Source organism: Psychrobacter sp. AOP31-B2-9 (assembly GCF_052378005.1).
Classification (GTDB): Bacteria; Pseudomonadota; Gammaproteobacteria; order Pseudomonadales; family Moraxellaceae; genus Psychrobacter.
In genome coordinates this window covers 1-727 of sequence record NZ_JBQSXG010000313.1, presented here as the reverse complement: position 1 = coordinate 727, position 727 = coordinate 1, and the positions used below count along the sequence as shown (strand labels likewise).

Here is a 727-nt window from a genome sequence, read left to right as displayed (position 1 = left end):
ATAACCACCATCGCATCCGCGACCAGATGAGCACTCTTTTTAGTCACTCGCTTCATCTTAACCAAACCTGTCTTTCGCTCTACCACTGTCACGATAGCTTGTTTGTGGTTTTTACCAATGATGGTGTCCGCTTCCCAATCACCGATGCGGGATCGCTCTTTTACTACATGAGGGCGCTCATGAATTGAGACCCTGTCATTAATACGCCCACGAGTCTCAGTGGTAAGCCTTTGACGATAGGGTTTGGCTTTGCGTCTTAAATATTGCCATAGCGTGCCGCCTTGCCTCTTATCCGTCCATAAGTAACGATAGATACTCATGTGACTGACTCCACTATGAACGCCTGCTATTTGCTCAGGACTCCACTGCAGTTTAAGCTTAGTCACGACCCAGTCCCAGACGTTTAAAATGATGGTGAAGGCATTATTTGCTCGCCTCGCTTTAGCGGTGTTGTCTGCATGCTTTGCTCGGTAGCCTCGTAGGCTTTTATTGCGTCTAAGCTCTCTTGATATGGTGCTGGGACTTCTGCCTAATGCCCCTGCTATAAATTTAATACTATGTTGTGCCCCTCTAAGGGCATAAATCTGATATCGTTCCTCTAGGCTTAGATGTGTATAGCTCATGGTTGCAATCTCACTTTGGCGGTGGATAGTAGCTTTGATGCTAGCGCATCTAGGCCTCTTTTTCACCTGCTCTTTGATATTGCACTTCATGTGTTAATCTAAGA

General features: G+C 46.2%; 1 protein-coding gene. It reads right to left on the bottom strand.

Annotated elements, in window-relative coordinates; translation table 11 throughout:
* Positions 1-623, bottom strand: a 623-nt coding sequence (locus ACT3SX_RS15395; RefSeq protein WP_444761856.1) for an IS30 family transposase, incomplete at its 3' end; no start/stop codon positions are given.
* Between the last annotated feature and the right edge of the window lie 104 nt (positions 624-727).